This is a genomic window from Nocardia speluncae NBRC 108251 (genome assembly GCF_001613245.1).
Classification (GTDB): Bacteria; Actinomycetota; Actinomycetes; order Mycobacteriales; family Mycobacteriaceae; genus Nocardia; species Nocardia speluncae.
Genome location: NZ_BDBZ01000049.1, coordinates 18,175 through 35,198, shown reverse-complemented (window position 1 = coordinate 35,198; position 17,024 = coordinate 18,175). Strand labels below are relative to the sequence as shown.

Annotated in this window: 17 protein-coding genes; 4 read left to right on the top strand and 13 right to left on the bottom strand. The window is 68.3% G+C overall.

From position 1 onward, the window contains the following. Nucleotides 1-76 precede the first annotated feature (76 nt). Both NS6_RS32560 and dapA read right to left on the bottom strand, forming a co-directional pair. Nucleotides 77-2,086, bottom strand: a complete 2,010-nt coding sequence (locus NS6_RS32560) for a ribonuclease J (RefSeq protein ID WP_068050039.1) — start codon at nt 2,084-2,086, stop codon at nt 77-79. Then, nucleotides 2,083-2,991 (bottom strand): 4-hydroxy-tetrahydrodipicolinate synthase, encoded by a 909-nt coding sequence (gene dapA / locus NS6_RS32555; protein WP_068050037.1) that lies wholly within the window; start codon nt 2,989-2,991, stop codon nt 2,083-2,085. Before dapA ends, NS6_RS32560 begins: the two co-directional genes overlap by 4 nt. A gap of 148 nt (nt 2,992-3,139) precedes the next feature. On the opposite strand from dapA, the gene NS6_RS32550 reads away from it, so the two are divergent. Continuing rightward, entirely contained in the window at nt 3,140-3,595 is a 456-nt protein-coding gene (locus NS6_RS32550) for a hypothetical protein (protein WP_068050035.1), read from the top strand. Here the strand turns inward: NS6_RS32550 and NS6_RS32545 are convergent, their stop codons facing one another. The 7 genes from NS6_RS32545 to NS6_RS35065 form a co-directional block, all read right to left on the bottom strand. Continuing rightward, nucleotides 3,596-4,678, bottom strand: coding sequence for a DUF8320 family protein (locus tag NS6_RS32545; protein WP_245669595.1), 1,083 nt, complete (start codon nt 4,676-4,678; stop codon nt 3,596-3,598). After that, complete coding sequence (locus tag NS6_RS32540) at nt 4,659-5,975, bottom strand: sensor histidine kinase (protein WP_068050033.1); 1,317 nt, start codon at nt 5,973-5,975, stop codon at nt 4,659-4,661. Before NS6_RS32540 ends, NS6_RS32545 begins: the two co-directional genes overlap by 20 nt. Beyond that, entirely contained in the window at nt 5,972-6,667 is a 696-nt protein-coding gene (locus NS6_RS32535) for a response regulator transcription factor (RefSeq protein WP_068050031.1), read from the bottom strand. The genes NS6_RS32540 and NS6_RS32535 overlap by 4 nt, the downstream gene beginning before the upstream one ends. A gap of 111 nt (nt 6,668-6,778) precedes the next feature. Continuing rightward, entirely contained in the window at nt 6,779-7,231 is a 453-nt protein-coding gene (locus NS6_RS32530; protein WP_174552657.1) for a flavodoxin family protein, read from the bottom strand. 74 nt (nt 7,232-7,305) lie between these two features. Continuing rightward, on the bottom strand, nt 7,306-7,767 hold the full coding sequence (locus NS6_RS32525) for a hypothetical protein (RefSeq protein ID WP_068050104.1): 462 nt from the start codon (nt 7,765-7,767) through the stop codon (nt 7,306-7,308). Nucleotides 7,768-7,814: 47 nt separating this feature from the next. After that, complete coding sequence (dapB, locus tag NS6_RS32520) at nt 7,815-8,567, bottom strand: 4-hydroxy-tetrahydrodipicolinate reductase (RefSeq protein WP_174552655.1); 753 nt, start codon at nt 8,565-8,567, stop codon at nt 7,815-7,817. 222 nt (nt 8,568-8,789) lie between these two features. Beyond that, on the bottom strand, nt 8,790-8,957 hold the full coding sequence (locus NS6_RS35065) for a hypothetical protein (protein WP_157113068.1): 168 nt from the start codon (nt 8,955-8,957) through the stop codon (nt 8,790-8,792). Nucleotides 8,958-8,983: 26 nt separating this feature from the next. Here NS6_RS35065 and NS6_RS32515 point away from each other — a divergent pair, with 26 nt between their 5' ends. Further along, the gene (locus tag NS6_RS32515) at nt 8,984-9,502 is read left to right on the top strand and encodes a CGNR zinc finger domain-containing protein (protein ID WP_068050028.1); all 519 of its coding nucleotides are present in this window, start codon (nt 8,984-8,986) and stop codon (nt 9,500-9,502) included. Here the strand turns inward: NS6_RS32515 and NS6_RS32510 are convergent. Further along, entirely contained in the window at nt 9,484-10,584 is a 1,101-nt protein-coding gene (locus NS6_RS32510; protein WP_068050026.1) for an alcohol dehydrogenase catalytic domain-containing protein, read from the bottom strand. The two genes, NS6_RS32515 and NS6_RS32510, sit on opposite strands and share 19 nt — an antisense overlap. 136 nt (nt 10,585-10,720) lie before the next feature. Here NS6_RS32510 and NS6_RS32505 point away from each other — a divergent pair, with 136 nt between their 5' ends. Beyond that, nucleotides 10,721-11,116, top strand: a complete 396-nt coding sequence (locus NS6_RS32505; protein WP_068050024.1) for a VOC family protein — start codon at nt 10,721-10,723, stop codon at nt 11,114-11,116. A 40-nt stretch (nt 11,117-11,156) separates the two neighbouring features. Here the strand turns inward: NS6_RS32505 and NS6_RS32500 are convergent, their stop codons facing one another. Continuing rightward, nucleotides 11,157-12,371: an MFS transporter gene (locus NS6_RS32500; RefSeq protein ID WP_068050022.1), complete on the bottom strand. Its 1,215-nt coding sequence runs from the start codon at nt 12,369-12,371 to the stop codon at nt 11,157-11,159. A gap of 91 nt (nt 12,372-12,462) precedes the next feature. Between NS6_RS32500 and NS6_RS32495 the strand changes: the two genes are divergently transcribed. Beyond that, entirely contained in the window at nt 12,463-12,810 is a 348-nt protein-coding gene (locus NS6_RS32495) for an ArsR/SmtB family transcription factor (RefSeq protein WP_068050102.1), read from the top strand. Between the two features lie 244 nt (nt 12,811-13,054). Here NS6_RS32495 and NS6_RS32490 read toward each other — a convergent pair whose 3' ends face one another. Beyond that, nucleotides 13,055-14,467: a M16 family metallopeptidase gene (locus NS6_RS32490; protein WP_210747574.1), complete on the bottom strand. Its 1,413-nt coding sequence runs from the start codon at nt 14,465-14,467 to the stop codon at nt 13,055-13,057. After that, a complete protein-coding gene (locus tag NS6_RS32485) occupies nt 14,442-16,751 on the bottom strand; it encodes a polyribonucleotide nucleotidyltransferase (protein WP_068050020.1) in 2,310 nt (769 codons plus the stop codon). Before NS6_RS32485 ends, NS6_RS32490 begins: the two co-directional genes overlap by 26 nt. Between the last annotated feature and the right edge of the window lie 273 nt (nt 16,752-17,024).

Here is a 17,024-nt window from a genome sequence, read left to right as displayed (position 1 = left end):
CGCCGGAGGGCATCGCCCTCCGGCGGTTTTCCGCGCTGTGCCCGCCGGCGATTCTCCGCGCCGGCGAGCCCGGGTATCAGACGCCGAGTACGGTCGGCACGATCATCGGACGGCGACGGTAGGTATCGGCGACCCAGCGCCCTACGACTCGGCGCACACTCTGCGCAATGCGATGGGTGTCGGTGATACCTTCACCGGCCAGGCGCAGTAGTTCGGCTTCCACCAGTTCGGCGGCTTCGGCCAGCGCGCTGGGATCGTCGGAGAAACCACGGCCGCTCACCTCGGGAGTGCTCACCGCTTTACCGGTGGTCGCGTCGACGGCGACGGTGATGGCGATGAAACCACCCTCGCCGAGGACCAGCCGATCCGACAGGGTCGATTCGCCGACATCGCCCACCGACAGACCGTCGACATAGACATGTCCCACCGGCACCCGGCCGACGATGGAGGCGATCCCGTCCACCAGGTCCACCACCACACCGTCCTCGGCGAGCACAACCCGGTCCTCGGGGACTCCCGTGGCGACCGCGAGCGCGGCGTTGGCGCGCAGATGCCGCCATTCTCCGTGCACCGGCATGGCGTTGGTCGGGCGTACCGCGTTGTACAGGTACAGCAGTTCCCCGGCCGAAGCATGTCCGGAGACATGCACTTTCGCGTTCTGCTGGGTGATCACCGTCGCGCCGAGCCGGGCCAGCCCGTTGACCACGGTGAAGACCGAGTTCTCGTTACCCGGGATGAGCGATGATGCCAGCACCACCAGATCGTCGGCGCGGATATGGATCTGGCGGTGGTCGCCGCGCGCCATCCGCGACAGCGCCGAGAGCGGTTCGCCCTGGGAGCCGGTGGAGATGAGGACCAGTTTGGCGGGCGGCAGGGTGGCGGCCTGGGCGAGATCGACTACCAGCCCGTCCGGCACGGTGAGGTAGCCGAGGTCCTGCGCGATCTGCATATTGCGCACCATCGACCGGCCGACGAAGCAGACGCGGCGGCCGTACTTCTGGGCCACATCGACAACCTGCTGGATTCGGTGCACGTGGCTGGCGAAGGACGCCACGATGACCCGGCTGGGTGCCTTGCCGATCACAGTGTCCAGGACGCCGCCGATCTCCCGTTCGGGTGTGACGAACCCGGGGACTTCGGCGTTGGTGGAGTCGACCAGGAACAGATCCACCCCCTCGTCGCCGAGGCGGGAGAAACCGGCGAGATCGGTGAGCCGGCCGTCGAGCGGAAGCTGGTCGAGTTTGATGTCGCCTGTGTGCAGAATCGTCCCGGCGGGCGTCCGGATCGCCACCGCGAGCGCATCCGGGATGGAATGGTTGACCGCGAAGTACTCGCAATCGAACGGCCCGTGCTCGGTGCGCTCCCCCTCGGTGACCTCGACGAGCCGCGGATGCAACCGGTGTTCCCGGCATTTCGCGGCGACCAGGGCCAGCGTGAACTTCGATCCCACCACCGGGATATCGGGGCGCAGCCGGAGCAAGAACGGCACGGCACCGATATGGTCCTCGTGCCCGTGGGTGAGCACCACCGCGGCCACATCATCCATCCGGTCCTCGATAGGCCGGAAATCGGGCAGGATGAGGTCCACGCCCGGCTGCTGGTCCTCGGGGAACAACACCCCGCAGTCGACGATGAGGAGTTTGCCGCCGTACTCGAAAACGGTCATATTGCGGCCGATTTCGCCGATGCCGCCGAGCGCGAACACTCGCAGCCCCTGACGTGGCAGTTTCGGCGGCAGCGGGAGGCGGTCCTGCGCGGCGGTTTCCGGGGGCACCGCGGGGACGGAGCGGGCGGAATCACCACGGCCGCGCCCGGATTGGCGCCCTTTGGCCCGGCGCGGCTTATCCCGCGCGGAGTTGGTCTGCGGTGCTGTTTCCGATCGCACCGCCGGGGTTTCCGGTTCCTGCGCCGGGATCTCGGCTCCCTGTGCGGCCGGAGTCCCGGGTTCGGGGGCGACCGGTGGTGCCGCAGGTTCCGCCGGCTCCGAAGCACGGACGGGCTCGGGCTGCGGGGCCGGCGAGGGCGCGGCAGGACCGGCACCGCGGCGGGCGGTACGCCGGGGACGGCGGGCGGCGGGGTCGGTCATTCGAGCACCCCGGCGGCGCGCAGGTCTGCGGCCAGATCCGCGAGCTGTTCGGGGCTCGGCATGATCTGCGGTAGCCGAGGTTCGCCGACGTCCACGCCAAGCAATCGGAGTCCACCTTTCGTCATCGCCACCCCGCCGAGCCGCGCCATCGCGGCATTGAGCCAGAGCAAGCTCGTGTTGATATCCCGGGCGCGCATCACATCACCGGCGGCGAACGCGTCCACCATCTCCCGCAGCCGTTCCGGAACCAGATGGCCGATCACACTGATGAAGCCGACCGCTCCCATCGCCAGCCACGGCAGATTCAACATATCGTCGCCCGAGTAGAAGGCGAGATCGGTTTCGGCGATGAGCGCGGCGCCGGCATTCAGATCGCCCTTGGCATCTTTGACCGCGACGATCCGCGGATGTTCGGCGAGCCGGCGAATCGTGTCCGAGGCGATCGGTACCACCGATCTGGGCGGTATGTCGTAGAGGGTCACCGGGAGATCGGTGGCATCGGCGACGGCGGTGAAGTGTGCGAACAGACCCTCCTGGGTCGGCCGCGAATAGTAGGGGGTCACGACCAGCAGGCCGTGCGCGCCCGCGCGCTGGGCATTGCGGGCGAGTTCGATCGAATGCGCGGTGTCGTAGGTTCCGGCGCCGGCGATGACGGTGGCCCGGTTACCGACCGCGTCCACCACCGCCCGCAGCAGATCCGCCTTCTCCGATTCGGTGGTGGTCGGCGATTCGCCGGTGGTGCCGGAGATCGCGAGCAGGTCGGCACCCCGCTCGACCAGACGGTGCGCAAGGGTGACGCCGGTGTCTATGTCGAGCTTGCCCTCGGCGCTGAAGGGGGTCACCATCGCGACACCTACCGTGCCGGACGCGCTCAACACCGGAGGCGTCGATTCACCGTTCGTCATGGTCAGAAAGGCTACCCGGTCACGGGGTAGCCCTCGACACCCTCGTCTGTGTTCTGGGCCGCCGGGGCAGGCAATGACATCACTCCAGCATCTCCATGACGCCTGACATGGGGTTGTATGACATCAGCAATGGCGTCACACTGATGTCATGGATCTGACCCGATACACCGCACGAATTCGCGACGACCTGATCGCCGCAGCCGCTCTCGGCGACGAAAAAACGCAGGCCACGGCCGAGGCGCTCGCCAAAGCGGTGGAGAACTCGGCCCGGCTGGCCCTGCTCGCGGCGCTCACCGAACTCGCCGATACCGTCTCGACCGAGCTGGGTGACCGCACGGTCCGTGTCTCGCTGCACGACGACGAAGCCACAGTCGAGGTGGGTCGCGCCCCGGCGGGTGACAACCCCAGCTTCGAGGAAATGACCGGCGATATCAGCCGTGTGACCCTGCGGCTGGTCGAACAGGTGAAATCCCGGGCCGAAGATGCCGCCGCGCAGAGCGGGCAATCGCTGAACTCCTGGATGGCCGGGGTGGTGTCGGGTGCGCTGCGCGATCAGATGCGCGGCGGCTACAGCGCCGGTAAACGCGACGACACCACACCCTGATCAGGTCGAGACCAGGATCTCGCCGGTACTGGCGATCTCGGTACGCCGGTCGCCGCCGGGTGCGCTCGCCAGGATGGTCGTCAGATTTCGCCGCCCGGCCGGGAGTACCCGGATGGTGACCGACCCCCCATTGGCGGCATCCAGCTCACGCACAGCGAGATCGAGCACCCGCGCGCGCAGCGCGGCCGTCACACCGGCGAACCCGCCGTCGTCGAGCAGGAGCACCTCCACCCCGCGCGCCCGCGCACCGCGTGCGGCGGCGTTGAGCTGATCGGTGGCCAGTTGCGGCGCCCGCAGACCGTCCCGTAGTTCGGCCTCCAGCAGGCGGCATACCTCCCGATCCGCCGGTGTCAGTTCCACACCGCGGGCGATACGCTCCAGCATCGGCCTGGCCAGCTCGTCCAACCGGCTCAGCTGGCGGACCCGTTCGGAATGCTCGGCCGCCATGGTTGCTTCGGCTGCCGCCCGCATGGCGACGTCATCGTGCAGGAGACGCAGCGAACGCTGCGTGGGCCGCAGGATCAGCGCACACACCGTGGCCCCGGCCAGACAGGCCAGCGCAAGGATCGATATGAAGAGGGACCCGACCGAAATATCCAGCACGATATCCACGAAGCCGACCGCCGCCGCCACCACCACCGCGCCTCCCCAGGCCGCGACGATCCGGCCGCGCACCGCCAGTACCGCCAGCACATAGGACGCGGCGAAGGCCGCCCACGGCTGGCGCACAGCGCCCTCGGCGAAATTGAGATGCGTCGCCAGCACCGCCACCGGCCCGGCCACAATCACCGCGGCGGTGGCGGGCCACGGCAGCGGGTCGCCGGGCAGCAGGACCAGAATCGCGCCCGCACCCAGCATCGCGACGATCGCGACGACGAACTGCGCGACCGGGACATCGTTCAACGCCGGGGTCATGTACAACGTGATGGTTCCGGCGAGACCTACCCGGAACACCCAGCCGGACCGGCCGCGCATTCCGAGCAGGGAGCGGAGTTCGAAATTCACTTTTCGCTCATCGGCAGCCTCCCCGCCGTGAACCCCGGTGTGCGGCCGGGCGTGCGCGCTACGTTTCTCCGACATCATCGACACTTCCTGCGTTACCCCACATCAGGGTGACCAATGTTCCCTGCCCCGGCGCCGATTCGACAAAGCCGGCGCCGCCGGGCAGCTGCCGCATCCGGCCCAGAATGCTCGCCGAGATGCCCAGCCGATCGGCGGGCACCGACGACCGGTCGAAACCTGCACCGTCGTCCTGGAACACCACCAGTAGCCCGCCGGCGCCGACGGTCGCGGTCACCTCGCGGCGTACCCGGCGACCGGGAACGCCGGCATGCCGCAGACTGTTGCGAACCGCCTCGGCCAGTGCCCCGGCCAGCGGGCCGGCCGCGGACAACGGCATTCGCAGCTCGTTCTCATTACCACCGCGATGCACGGTGAACTCGACGCCCACATTGACCTCGTGCACCGCGGCACGCAGGAAGCCGACGGCCGAGCTCGCGTCCAACAGTCCGGTATCGGCACCGGAAAACCGGGTGGCGTCGAGTTGGTCGAGGGTGCGGCGCGCCTGCTCCCGCACCACCACAGACGTGCCGCCGGAACCGGAGCGGGAGGCATCGAGCAGCGTGGACAGCACCGCATCGTGGATCAATACCGCGAAACGTGCCCGTTCCCGCTCCCGGGCCGCCGTCCCCGCTACCGCCGCCGCACGATCACCGGCGATCAGTGATTCCCGGTCCACCCGCGCACCGGCCGCTCGCGCATGCACGACACACCACAGGAACAGCAGGCACAAACCGGCATTGCGCGTGAAGTTCTCCACCACGGACAGCACCGTGGTGTCGTCGAACATCACATACAGCGCGACGCCCGGCGTCGCCGCGGTGACCACGAGATAGACAACCGCCGCCCACGGCCGCCAGGCCACTGCCGCCGCCAGCACACCGATCATGACCAGCCGATGCGCCCAGATCAGTCCCGGCGCTTCCGCAATCTCGTAGTAGTAGGGCATCACCAGCGCCATCCCGGCGAGATAACCCAGCGCGGCGGCCCCGGCCACCGCCCGAACCAGCCGCGCCCCCGCGATCAGCGAGACCACTGCAAGTACCGGCAGCATGCCGAATGCGACCGTGTAGGTGATCATGGTCCAGATCAACGGAACCGACCGATGCTGAACGATGATCTCGGGCAGCTCGAGTACGGCGGCGATCGTCCCGACCAGCCCGATTACCAGACCGAACCGCCGAACCACCCGATCCGCGCCCAGTTCGGGACCGGCATTACGCGACCGGACCAGCGATACCGATACCGACCACAGGTCCCGCAACCGCTGCGGCCACAACGCCGGGCGTCGCGGCGCCTCGACGGAGGAGGTCGCGCTCATGACCGGCGATGCTCGGGAACCGGCAACCAGCCGTCCTCGACCGCCCGCTTGTAGAGGTCGGTCTTGGTGGGCGCGGGCCGGCCCGCGTCGGCATATTTCTGCCGGATCCGGCCCAGGTAGTCGTTCACGGTCTGTTCGGAGAGCCCGGCCAGGCGCGCAACCCGCGACGCTTTCTCTCCTGACGCGTACAACGTCAGCACTTCTTCCTGGCGCGGACTCAACCCGACACTGGACAACTGCGGATCGCCGTCGATGGCGGCGGCCCAATCGGTGGTCACCACCTGCTCCCCGGACGCGGCACGGCGCACCGCGCCGACCACGGTCGCCACATCCTCCGATTTCCGGACCACGCCCAGGACACCGGCACGAGCGGCCGAGCGCACCAGATACGGATTGTCGGCACCGGTGAAAACCAGCACCTCGACGCCGTGCTCACGCAATGTCGCAACATTGTCCTCGGGCGTGGAATCATCGGCGAGCCGCAGATCCAGCACCACCAGATCCAACGCCGGTACTCCCTCTATCCGGCAGGCAGGTTCGGCCAGCAACCCGGCGACAGTGCCCGCGGTCACCACCAATTCGAGATCAGGCTCGGGTTCGAGCATCGCCACCAGGCCGATCGCCACCGATTCGTGGTCCTCGACCAGACCGATCCGGCGTGGCCCGCTCCGGTCTCCGACGCTGTCCGTCACTACACAACTCCCATCAGGCACACCCCCGTCCAGTGCAGTATGGCGTTGTGCGCGCGCCGAGGTCAGCCCCCGATTTCAGGGGAACCGCCGGCGTTCCGCGGCCGCATCGCCCTATTCCATCAGCTGTGCCGCCACGGTCGCGCCGAGTTCCCAGCATGTTTCGAGGTCGTCCTTGCCCGGTTTGCCCGACACCACCACATAGTCGGCGGCCTTCGCCCATCCCAGACCTGTCGTGATGGCGGTCACACCGCGCTCGGCTCCCTCGGTGCCCTCGTTGCCGTGCAGGTAGAGGCCGAACGGCCGGCCCCGCGTCGAATCGAGGCAGGGGTAGTAGATGACATCGAAGGCGTGCTTGAGAGCGCCGCTCATGTACCCGAGGTTGGCCGGGGTGCCGAGCAGGTACCCGTCCGCCGCCAGCACATCCGCCGGCGATACGGCCAGCGCCGCCCGGCGCACCACCTCCACGCCCTCGATTTCCGGATCGGTCGCCCCCGACACCGCGGCCTCGAACATCGCCTGCATGAACGGCGACGGTGTGTGATGGATGATCAGCAACGTCGGCACACCGGCGAGCCTAGCCGGGTGGCCACTCCCGGCGCGTACATGCCCCGCGGGCGAGGCGGTGGTACGTCCCGCTGCTATCGGGTACCCGAGTCTCGTTCGTGCCGTTCCAGTTCCACCGCTCGGCGCATGGTGTTGCGCGCCCGGGCCCGGTCCCCGGCGTAGTCGTAGGCGCGGGCCAACCGGTAGGAGACCCGCCAGTTGTCGGGGTCGGCCTCCCATTCCTGTTTCACCGTGAGGAACAACTCGTCGGCGGCCGCCCGTTCGATCCGGCCGGAGGGACGGCGCGGGAGATCGTCGACATCCAGTTCCAGCCCCTCCTCGTGGACGCGGCGGGCCAGCCGCTGATGATCCAGCGCGGACCGGATGGTGGAAACGACCATCCACACGCCGAGCAGCGGCAGGATGAGGACCCCGATTCCCAGGCCGATGGCGGCGATATCGCCGGAGGTCAGCAGTTCCACGGCGATTCGGCCCAGCCACAGGAAGTAGAAGATCAGCGCCACGACCAGGAAGGCCACCGTGGCGACGATCTTCAATACAGCGCGGTCCGGGGCGGGATCGCCGGTTGCGCCGCCGGTCTCGCTCACAGGTCGAGGAACGGGTCGAGCCCGACGGTGAGGCCGGGCCGGCCGCCGATCTGCCGGACCCCCAGCAATACGCCCGGCGCGAACGACGAGCGGTCGATGGAATCGTGCCGGATGGTCAGCGTCTCTCCCTGCGTGCCGAAAAGCACCTCCTGGTGGGCTACGAGCCCGGCCAACCGCACCGAATGCACCCGCACCCCGTCGACCTCGGCGCCCCGCGCACCGTCGAGTTCGGTGGTCGTGGCGTCCGGGACGGGTGCGGAACCGGCTTGTTCACGGGCTTCGGCGATGATCGCCGCGGTCCGGTAGGCGGTACCGGACGGGGCATCGGCCTTGTTCGGGTGATGCAGTTCGATCACCTCGACCGATTCGAAGAACCGCGCCGCCTGTTCGGCGAACCGCATCGACAGCACCGCGCCGATCGCGAAGTTCGGGGCGATCAGTACACCTACGTCGGGCCGGCCGGACAACCAGCCGCGTACCTCGTCGAGCCGGGCACTGTCGAATCCGGTGGTGCCGACGACCGCGTGGATTCCGTTGTCCACCAGGAAGCGCAGATTGCCCATCACCACGCCGGGATGGGTGAAATCGACCACCACCTGAGCGCCGGTCTCGGTGAACCGCGTCAATGGGTCGTCCTTGTCCACGGCGGCGACCAGTTCGAGATCGCCGGCCGCTTCGACGGCGGCACAGATGGCCTGACCGACCTTGCCCTGCGCCCCCAGAACACCCACCCGAATCGGTGCCGTCACCTCACCACTCCTACCTGATAGTCGACCCACCGAGTCTATGGCGCGCTCCCAGTCGCGACACGGGCCCCCTCGGCAATTCTCGCTGCGCGACGCACTCCGAGAGCTCCGGCGCGAACCGAAGGGCGCGCGACCGGCAACAGCTGCGAGTGCCCGGCAGCCGGCGCCACGCCGATCACCGGCCACGGCGCCGAAGTCCAGTGAGACCTCGCAATGGTGCACGCGTCAGCTCGTCGGCACCGCAGCGAAATCACTGTTCCCGGGTGTGGCCGTGACCGCATCCGCCTCGCTCACCAGCCATTGCCCGCAGACGCAACGCCAATAGCGCACCGCGCCGTGTTCGGACAGCAGTGTGGGCGCGAGCCAGCCGCAAGCGGAGCAGATGATCGTCATACCGCCCAGCCTGATGTAATGGTTCTATGCATTTCAACCCTTACGGCGGTGCGGCTGCCGAACTCGCCGTCAGGCTGGTCAACGCAGACCCGGGCCAGGACCTCGCACTGCTGCTGGCCGAGGCCGGATACCGGCCGATCGGCGCGGTCGGCCCGCGACAGGCCGATGCCCTGCGGCGCTGGACCCGGAGACTCGAGGAGGTCTTCCGCGCGCCCGGTGTCGAGTTGCTCAACTCGCTGCTGGCCGAGACCACGAGCCGCCCCTATATCTCGACCCACGACGGCCGCACACCACATCTGCACTATGCCGCCGAGAGCGCCCCGATCGACGAACGGGTGAAGGCATACACCGCCGCCGGGCTGGCCGAACTGTTCTGCGCGGCGCCGAACCGGATCGGCCGGTGCGCGCGGCCGGAATGCCCCCAGGTCTTCGTCGACACCTCGCGAAACGGCCGGCGGCGCTTCTGCTCCGACCGGTGCGCCAACCGCGTGAACGTCGCCAGGCACCGGTCCCGCACCGCGCAGCGTCAGAAGATGATCACTTGACGCAGCCCATGCCCGGCAGCCAGCTCGTCCATCGCCCGGTTGATCTCGTGGAGCCCGATCCGGGCGGAGATCAGTTTCTCCACCGGCAACCGGCCCGCCCGCCACATCCGGACATATTCGGGGATATCGCGGGAAGGCACCGCCGACCCCAGGTAGCTGCCGACGATCGAGCGCCCCTGCGCCACCAATCCCAGCGGGGAGATAGTCGCTCGGGCTTCGGGCGACGGGAGGCCCACCGTCACCGTGGTACCGCCCGGCGCCGTCGCGGCGACCGCGCTCTCGAAGGCTCGGGCCGAACCCACCGCCTCCACCACCACTTCGGCCCGGATCTCCCCGTCGGCGACCGCGGCCGGCGTATGAGCACTGGTGGCCCCCAGATCGCGGGCCAATTCGAGTTTCTCCACGACCGTATCGACGGCGATCACCTCGCGGACCCCGAGCGAAACCGCCACCAGTACCGCCGCCATCCCGACACCACCGAGCCCGACCACCATGATGCGGTCGGCGGGGGCCGGTTTCGCCGAGTTCAGCAGTGCCCCGCCACCGGTGAGAACGGCGCAGCCCAGGACGGCTGCGATATCCGGCGGAACGTCGTCGTCGACCGGGACCACCGACCGGCGGTCTACAACCGCATAGTCGGCGAATCCGGAGACACCGAGGTGGTGGTGGACTTCGGTGCCGTCACGGTGCAGGCGGCGGCCACCGGACAGGAGTTCGCCGGCATTGTTGGCGGCGCTGCCGGGAACGCACGGGGTCCGGCCGTTCGAGGCGCAGCCGGCGCATTCGCCACAGCGGGGCAGGAATGTCATCACCACTCGCTGTCCGATGGGCAGCCCGGCGTCCGGACCCACGGCCTCGATCCTTCCCGCGGCCTCGTGGCCGAGCAGCATGGGCACCGGCCGGACCCGATTGCCGTCGACGACGGAGAGGTCCGAATGGCAGATGCCGGCCGCTTCGATCCGTACCAGCAATTCACCTGGTCCCGGGTGGGCAAGCTCGAGCTCGCCGACGGTGATCGGTGCCGACTCGGCGTACGGCCCGGGTGCGCCGATACGTTCCAGGACTGCCCCACGAATTCTCATGAGAACACGGTAGGCCGCGGCAAGGGTTTGCTCAGGATCCGAGTCGGACTATTCTGATTCGCCGTGACGGTGCTCCCGTTGGCCGCCTTGTACCGAGCCCGGGGTCGGGATCGTCACGATCCGAGGAGAATTTCCTTTGCCAGTTCAGTTCGACCACACGATTGTCGGTTGCCGTGACAACCGCGTATCGGCCGAATTCTGGGCCGATATCCTGGGGCTGGAATTGGGCCCCGAATGGGGTCCGTTCATTGCCCTGCCCACTGCAAACGGGCCGACGTTCGATTTCGCGAACGTTCCGCCGCATATCACCGAGATCCAGGGCCAGCACTACGCATTCCTGATCTCGGAACCTGAATTCGACGCCGCCTACGCCAAGATCCAGGGCTACGGCCTCGAACACTGGGCCGATCCGCATCAGCACGCGCCCGGCGAGATCAACCACAACGACGGCGGACGCGGGGTGTACTTCCTGGATCCCAGCGGGCACTACATGGAGCTGATCACCGTCCCGTACGGAGGTTGGCCGGAGTAAGGCGACCGGTCCGGGTGGTCGTGGGCCACCCGGACCCGGTTCAGGCCGCGACCGGTGCGGGCCGTCCGCGCCGCATTCCGAGCGCCGCCGCGAAGAGGCAGGCCGCAGCCACCGCACCGATGAACCACGGGAACACCCTGTCCAGCCCCCAGGCGGTGGCAGCCCAGCCCGCCAGCACCGTCGGCAGCGCCATGGCCGTATAGGCCAGCAGGTAATACGCGGACATGGTTTCGCCGCGCTTGTGCTCCGGCACAACGTGGGACAAGTGGCGCAGCGAGCCACCGAAGCCGAGCCCGAAGGTGGCGCCGAGCACCAGCCCGATGCCGACCACCGCCGTCCACTGATGGGTGCCCAGGGCCGGAATGGTCAGCAGCAGGGTGATCGCCATTCCGATATCGCCGATGATCGCGGCCCGACGGGCGGGCACCCGCGTTGCGATCAGCTGCACCAGCGCGGCCGCCAGGGCCGTCGAGGCGACCACGGTCCCGCCGAAGACCAGGTTGTGGATACCGGTCCGTTCCGCGGCCAGCGAGGGATACAGCGACAGCAGAACACCGAGCACCGACCACGCCGCCATCACGCCCAGTGCCGAGAACCAGAAATCGGCGCGGATCTCCTGCGGTACCGCCGGGCGCGCGATCCGGATCCGGCCCGCGACCCGGGTGGCGTGCGGCTCACGCAGGGCGAGGACACCCGCGGCCACGGCCAAGCAGATCACGCTGATGACAACGTACGGCGTGCGCAATGGATTGGGCGCGTATTGCGCGAGCAGTGCCGACCCCATGATCGCCACCGCCATGCCGACATTGAAGGCCACGCCGCTGAGCTGGCCGGACCGGGCTCCGCGGTGTGGTCGCAGGTCGAGCAGTGCCGCGGCTCCGGCCACGACCGTCGCGCCGACCGCCAATCCGTGCAGTGCCCGGGCAAGCACAAGCATCGCCACGGTGTCGGCGAGAACGAAAACCACGAGGCCCGCGAGCATGGTCACGAAAGCACCGAGCAGCACCGGTTTGCGCCCGACTACATCGGAGATACGCCCGGACACCAGCACCGCCGCCAGCGCGGCGACCGCATACGCCGCGAACACGATGGTGGTGACCAATGGTGAGAGATGCCATTCCTGCTCGTAGATGCTGTACAGCGGGGCGGGCACACCGGATACGCCGAGCGCGACACCGGTGGCCCCCAGCACCAGCGCATAGGCCCAGGGTTGCACCGCTCGCTCCACTGCCGGCGCCGCGATTGTCGCCGCCATCGAAACCCCGATCAGGTAAGTTTGAACATTATCGAACTTGATCGACGGTAACGTACAGTACGACGATCATCAAACTCACCGAGGCGGGTCATTGACCGACACCAGCACCGCGGCAACCCCCGTGGCCCCGCTGCCCGCCGTACTCGGCGCGCTCCAGGATCCGGTCCGCCTGGAGATGGTCCGCAGACTGAGTAACGCGGGCACCGCACAGCGCTGCGCATCCCTCTACGACCTGATCAACAAGTCGACCGCCACCCACCATTTCAAGATCCTGCGCGAGGCCGGTGTCACCGAACGACTCGTCATAGCGGGTCATACCTGCCAGCGCCTGCGGCGCGAAGCCGTCGATGAGGCACTACCCGGCCTCCTGGCGTCGATTATCGACGCGGCCAACCGCGCCGCTGCCCACCCCACTCCAGCGGGGCCGTGTCACCGTTGATCCCGAGCCATCGGCCTTACCCGCGTCGTCGGCCCACCTGTCAACCGCCGGCGCGACACCATATCCGGGAGTGCACGAACCTGGCGCATCGGCGTTCCACGTAGAAGTGAAGCCGGAGCGCGGCCGGCCGGCTTCCATGCCGCGGTAGTCGCGGCAGGCGGCGCGATAGACAACTCGCCGCCGCAGGACACGATTCCGCTCAGCCGACGCGCTACTCCGCCCGGCATCGAGATCGGCCGATACTTCAGCCGACCAGCCGCGTAACGGCAGTGGGCAGATCGCGCTTGCGCCGGTACGGCCCGGCCACCGCGGCGGCGAACGGCCGGGCGAGTAGCGATCGGGCGATATCGCCGACTTCCTCGGTTGTCACGGCATCGATGCGGGCCAGGGTCTCCGAGACGGTGCGGTGATTGCCGTAGCTCAGTTCGCTGCGCCCGATCCGGTTCATCCGCGACGCCGAATCCTCCAGGCCGAGTACCAGCCCACCGCGCAGCGAACCCTTCGCCCGCGCGCATTCGGCATCGGTGATGCCGTCCACCGCGACCTCCTCGAGTACACCGCGCGCCAAGGCCGCCACCTCGTTCAGGTTCTCCGGCTGGCAGCCGAGGTACACCGAGAAAGCACCGGTATCGGCGAAGGTGTCCACGCTGGAGTACACCGAGTACGCGAGGCCGCGTTCCTCACGGATCCGCTGGAACAGGCGGGAACTCAGACCGCCGCCGATCACGGTGTTCAGCACCGACAGCGGCCACCGCCGCGGTCCCTCGTGCCGGCCGTAGGCCCGGACACCGAATACCAGGTGCGCCTGTTCGCTGTCGCGGTGACTCCAGCTCAGCCCCGGTGCCGAACGAGTCCGGAAATGTCCCTCGCGCCGCGGCGCTGGAGCCGCCGCCGGCTCCAGCCGGCCGGCGACCGCCCGGTGCACCAGTTCCACCGTGTGCTCGTGGTCGATATTGCCGGCCACCGCCACCACCATCCGGTCCGGCGTGTACCGGCGTTGGTGGAATGACCGCAGCTGGCTCGCCCGCATTCCCTCGATCGATTCGATGGATCCGATGACCGGCCGTCCGATCGGGTGATCACCGAACAGCGCGGTGAGGAACGCGTCGCCGACCAGATCCTCCGGATCGTCGTCGCGCATGGCGATTTCCTCCAGCACGACCTGTCGTTCCACATCCACGTCCACGGCCCGGCACAGCCCGTTGAGCACCACATCGCTGACCAGATCCACCGCCAGCGGCAGATCCTCGTCCACGACATGGGCGTAGTAGCAGGTCTGCTCCTTGGCGGTGAACGCGTTGAGCTCACCACCGACCGCGTCCATGGCCTCGGCGATATCGAGGGCCGAACGGGTCGGGGTGGCCTTGAACAGCAGGTGTTCCAGGAAATGTGCGGCACCGGCAACGGTGGGGCCCTCGTCGCGCGAGCCGACACCCACCCAGACCCCCACGGATGCCGAGCGGACCCCGGGGACGTGCTCGGTCACCACCCGCAAACCACCCGGCAGGACGGTACGCCGCACTCCGTTGTCGATTTCGACGGTTTCGCCGATCCGCCACGTCGATGACGAACCCCCCTGCCCACTCGGGCGCAGGGGGGCCGCTGTTTTCTGCTCCGTCACACGACCAGTACTACTCGGTCGCCGCGGTATCCGCATCGGCGGGCACCTCGGCAGGCGCCTCGTCGGCGTTCTCGTCGACGGGGACGAGCGAGATCTTGCCGCGGTTGTCGATATCGGCGATCTCCACGCGCAGTTTGTCGCCGACGTTGACCACGTCCTCCACCTTGGCCACGCGCTTACCGTTGCCGAGTTTGGAGATGTGCACCAGGCCGTCGCGGCCGGGCAGCAGCGAGACGAACGCGCCGAAGGCGGTGGTCTTGACGACCGTGCCGAGGAACCGCTCGCCGACCTTGGGCAGCTGCGGATTCGCGATCGCGTTGATGGCGTCGATTGCCGCCTGCGCGGACGGACCGTCGGTGGCGCCGACGAATACGGTGCCGTCGTCCTCGATGGAGATATTGGCGCCCGTGTCGTCGGTGATCTGGTTGATCATCTTGCCCTTGGGGCCGATCACCTCGCCGATCTTGTCGACCGGGATCTTGATCGCGGTGACGCGCGGCGCGTAGGGGCTCATCTCGTCCGGGCTGGCGATGGCCTCGGCCATCACGTCCAGGATAGTGGTGCGGGCATCGTGCGCCTGACCCAGCGCACCGGCCAGCACCTGCGAGGGGATGCCGTCGAGCTTGGTGTCCAGCTGCAGGGCAGTGACGAAGTCACGGGTTCCGGCGACCTTGAAGTCCATATCGCCGAAGGCGTCCTCGGCGCCGAGGATATCGGTCAGCGCCACATAGCGGACCTCCTGCGCACCGGCATCGTTGGTAACGGTGTCGGACACCAGGCCCATGGCGATACCCGCGACCGGCGCCTTCAGCGGCACACCGGCGTTGAGCAGCGACAGGGTCGACGCACACACCGAACCCATCGAGGTGGAGCCGTTGGAGCTCAGTGCCTCCGATACCTGGCGGATGGCGTACGGGAACTCGTCCTGGCTCGGCAGCACCGGCATCAGCGCCCGCTCGGCCAGCGCGCCGTGGCCGATCTCGCGCCGCTTGGGCGAGCCCACGCGACCGGTTTCACCGGTGGAGTACGGCGGGAAGTTGTAGTGGTGCATATAGCGCTTGGAGGTTTCCGGGCCGAGCGAATCGACCTGCTGCGCCATCTTGACCATATCGAGGGTGGTGACACCCATGATCTGGGTTTCACCGCGCTCGAACAGCGCCGAACCGTGCGCCCGCGGCACCACGGCGACCTCCGCGGACAGTTCCCGGATATCGGCCAGGCCGCGGCCGTCGATGCGGAAACCGTCGGTGAGGATGCGCTGGCGGACCAGCTTCTTGGTCACCGAGCGGAAGGCGGCGCCGAGTTCCTTCTCGCGGCCCTCGAACGCTTCGCCCAGCCCGGCGAGCACCTCGAGCTTGATCTCGTCGATCTTCTCCTCGCGCTCCTGCTTACCGGCGATGCTCAGCGCGTCCGACAGCCGTGCCTTGGCGGCGTCCTCGACGGCGGCGTACGCATCGTCGGCGTACGGCGGGAACAGCGGGAAATCCTCGGTGGGCTTGGCCGCCAGCTCGGCCATATCCTGCTGGGCCCGGCAGAGGCGGGCGATGAACGGTTTGGCGGCCTCCAGGCCCTCGGCGACCACGGTTTCGGTCGGCGCCTGCGCCCCGCCCTCGACCAGTTCGATCACGTTGTCGGTGGCTTCCGCCTCGACCATCATGATCGCGACATCACCGGTCTCGGTGACCCGCCCGGCCACGACCATATCGAAAACAGCCTTCTCCAGCTGTTCGTTGGTCGGGAACGCGACCCACTGGCCACCGGCCGGGGTGCCGGCCGCGGCATCGTTGATCAGCGCGACCCGCACGCCGCCGACCGGGCCGGAGAACGGCAGGCCCGCGATCTGGGTGGACGCCGAGGCCGCGTTGATGGCGACCACGTCGTAGAGGTCCTTCGGATCCAGGCTCAGCACCGTCACCACGACCTGGATCTCGTTGCGCAGGCCGTCCACGAAGGAGGGGCGCAGCGGCCGGTCGATGAGGCGGCAGGTGAGGATCGCGTCGGTGGAGGGGCGACCTTCGCGGCGGAAGAACGATCCGGGGATCCGGCCGGCCGCGTACATCCGCTCTTCGACATCGACTGTCAGCGGGAAGAAATCGAACTGGTCCTTGGGGTGCTTACCGGCGGTGGTCGCCGACAGCAGCATGGTCTCGTCGTCCAGGTAGGCGACGACCGAACCGGCGGCCTGCTTGGCCAGGCGGCCGGTTTCGAAACGGATGGTGCGGGTGCCGAAGACGCCGTTGTCGATCAGCGCGACGGATTCGAAAACACCCGGTTCGACCTCGATGGCCGAGCTCGTCGAGCGTTCGGTGGTTTCTGGCATATCTCTGTTCTCAACCTCTCGTCTCGCCGGATACAGCGCCCGGTGGCGCGATCCGGCTGTGTCAGCCGTACCAGGTTTGGACGCGGCGCGACGGCGTAACCGCGGTGACCATCGAGGTCAGCGGCCGCCGTACAGCGGACTGCGGCGCGTACACCCGGCCGGATCCCCTTGGATTCGGCAACGCGGAGGCGGTCAACGATCGAAGCTCTCCGGCGTATCGACCCCGGGCCGAAAAGCCACTACCGAAGACCGACGCCACGAGCGCGGGTGTGA

Bases quoted from the DNA above. Each gene is read 5' to 3' on its own strand.
- NS6_RS32510 (WP_068050026.1), bottom strand. From the start codon at position 10,584: ATGAGAATTCGTGGGGCAGTCCTGGAACGTATCGGCGCACCCGGGCCG.
- NS6_RS32550 (WP_068050035.1), top strand. From the start codon at position 3,140: ATGGATCTGACCCGATACACCGCACGAATTCGCGACGACCTGATCGCC.
- NS6_RS32560 (WP_068050039.1), bottom strand. From the start codon at position 2,086: ATGACCGACCCCGCCGCCCGCCGTCCCCGGCGTACCGCCCGCCGCGGT.
- NS6_RS32490 (WP_210747574.1), bottom strand. From the start codon at position 14,467: ATGCGGATACCGCGGCGACCGAGTAGTACTGGTCGTGTGACGGAGCAG.
- dapA (WP_068050037.1), bottom strand. From the start codon at position 2,991: ATGACGAACGGTGAATCGACGCCTCCGGTGTTGAGCGCGTCCGGCACG.
- NS6_RS32540 (WP_068050033.1), bottom strand. From the start codon at position 5,975: ATGAGCGCGACCTCCTCCGTCGAGGCGCCGCGACGCCCGGCGTTGTGG.
- NS6_RS32500 (WP_068050022.1), bottom strand. From the start codon at position 12,371: ATGGCGGCGACAATCGCGGCGCCGGCAGTGGAGCGAGCGGTGCAACCC.
- NS6_RS32485 (WP_068050020.1), bottom strand. From the start codon at position 16,751: ATGCCAGAAACCACCGAACGCTCGACGAGCTCGGCCATCGAGGTCGAA.
- NS6_RS32515 (WP_068050028.1), top strand. From the start codon at position 8,984: ATGCATTTCAACCCTTACGGCGGTGCGGCTGCCGAACTCGCCGTCAGG.
- NS6_RS35065 (WP_157113068.1), bottom strand. From the start codon at position 8,957: ATGACGATCATCTGCTCCGCTTGCGGCTGGCTCGCGCCCACACTGCTG.
- NS6_RS32545 (WP_245669595.1), bottom strand. From the start codon at position 4,678: ATGATGTCGGAGAAACGTAGCGCGCACGCCCGGCCGCACACCGGGGTT.